The 1,841-nt window shown below is 66.1% G+C and carries 2 protein-coding genes and 1 pseudogene; all 3 read left to right on the top strand.

Annotation, left to right across the window (positions count from 1 at the left end):
- Nucleotides 1-677, top strand: a pseudogene (locus EN780_RS33255) (NAD(P)/FAD-dependent oxidoreductase); the annotation flags it as partial.
- A gap of 211 nt (nucleotides 678-888) precedes the next feature.
- Nucleotides 889-1,518 carry a glutathione S-transferase family protein gene (locus EN780_RS33250; protein WP_128276379.1) on the top strand — a complete coding sequence of 210 codons (630 nt, stop codon included), beginning with the start codon at nucleotides 889-891 and terminating at the stop codon, nucleotides 1,516-1,518.
- A gap of 130 nt (nucleotides 1,519-1,648) precedes the next feature.
- A partial coding sequence (locus tag EN780_RS33245; RefSeq protein WP_128276378.1) for a hypothetical protein occupies nucleotides 1,649-1,841 on the top strand: 193 nt, incomplete at its 3' end.

Raw genomic sequence — 1,841 nt, 5'->3', positions numbered from 1 at the left:
CCTTCAAGGGCAAGGTGCTGCACAGCGCCGACTATACCGAGGCGGCCCCTTTTGTCGGCAGGAAGGTGCTGGTCATCGGCATGGGCAACACCGGCGCCGAGATCGCGCTCGACCTTGCCGAGAGTGGCGCCCACCCGACGCTCTCGGTGCGCAAGGGCGTCCACATCGTGCCGCGCCAACTGTTCGGCGTGCCGATCCAGATGGTGGGCATCGCCAGCCGGCCGATGCCGCAGGGTCTCAACGACCGCATGTTTCCGATCATCCTGGACCTGGCGCTGGGCAAGCTCGAGAAATACGGCATCGTCAGGCCGAAGGAGGGCATCCTGAAGCAGATCGACGCCGGCCGCATCCCGGTCATCGATGTCGGCACCGTGGCGGCGATCAAGGCCGGCCGGATCAAGGTGGCACCCGACGTCAAGCACTTCGGCGAGCGCGGCGCCACCTTCGTCGACGGCGGGCAGGAGGAATTCGACGCCGTCATCCTCGCCACCGGCTACCGCCCGGCCTACGACAACTTCCTGCCGGCGGAGCTCAGGCCGCAGAAGAGCGGCGTCAATGCCCGCTCCTCGGAACTCGGCCTCTACCTCGTCGGCTTCCACAATCCCGTCACCGGCCTGCTGCGCGAAATCGGCCTGGAAGCTATGGCCGTGGCCGCCGATATCGAGAAGCGGGGATGAGGGCGGCTTCCGACGACGAGGGGACAAACGACACTCATGCCGACCAGAGGATGGGACATGCTGCCTCAGATGCAGGAACTTTTTGAGTTCTTCGGTCCGCACGTAGACATCGCCGGCGGCCGTTCAGAGCCGCTTCGGGGCCTAGCATAGATCGGGTGGACCATACCCCTGCGCTATGCGAAGCCGGTCCCGATTGCACGAAAGGACCACCATGCTCACGCTCTACGATTATCTGCCGTCGCAGAATGGCTGGAAGGTGAGGGTCCTGCTCGGCTTGCTCGGCATCGCCTACGAAACCCGCGTCGTCTCGATTTTCGAGGGCGAGAGCCACACGGAGGCTTTCCTCAAGCTCAACCCGGCCGGCGCCGTGCCGGTGCTCGCCGTTGAGAACGGGCAGGCGATCGCCGAGTCCAACGCGATCCTCGTGTGCGTCGCGGAGGGCACATCCTATCTGCCGGCAGACCGGCTTCTCCGCGCCAAGGTGATGCAATGGCTGTTCTTCGAGCAGTACTATGTCGAGCCGGTGATTGGCTCGCTGCGCTACTGGGTCCTGACCGGGCGGCTCGAGCGCAACCAGGCGATGGTTTCGGGCAAGCGCGAAGCCGGCGCCCGCACGCTGGCGGCGCTGGAGCGCAGCCTCGTCGACGGAGCGTTCCTTGTCGGTGACACTCTCACCATTGCCGACATCGCCGTCTATGCCTACAGCCACCGCGCCGAGGATTGCGGCTTTAAGCTCGCGGACTATCCGTTCGTGACGGCGTGGATCGGCCGGGTGCGGGACGCGATCGGTCCCGACTATCCCGTCCATCCTTACAGCATCGATCCACATTCCGGCGCCTGACGCCCGCTCGCCGAGGATCGCGTTTCGAATCCGCGCCAAACCCGGCTCTGCCATTGCCTATCCGATTTCGCGCCCCAGATTCCGTCGCCAGGGCCGGGCCCTTCGGCGCCGGGCCGGCGCGGAGGTGACAATGACACGCGACGACATCATTTCAGTGCTGGGTCCGGTGGACGAGGCCGTCCTCGCCGACATCGCGCTGACCGGCGCCAGCCTTGGAGAACTGCGCGAGGCCTTCGCCTGGATCGGCGCCGACGAGGCGCTGGTCAATGAGGGTCGCCATTTGCCGGGCGCGCGGGTGGCGCGGCTGATCGAGATCCTCGAGC

The organism is Mesorhizobium sp. M4B.F.Ca.ET.089.01.1.1, assembly GCF_004022605.1.
In the GTDB taxonomy this organism is placed as follows: domain Bacteria; phylum Pseudomonadota; class Alphaproteobacteria; order Rhizobiales; family Rhizobiaceae; genus Mesorhizobium; species Mesorhizobium abyssinicae.
Note: the sequence above shows the minus strand (reverse complement) of the source record. Positions and strands in the feature narration are given on the sequence as shown.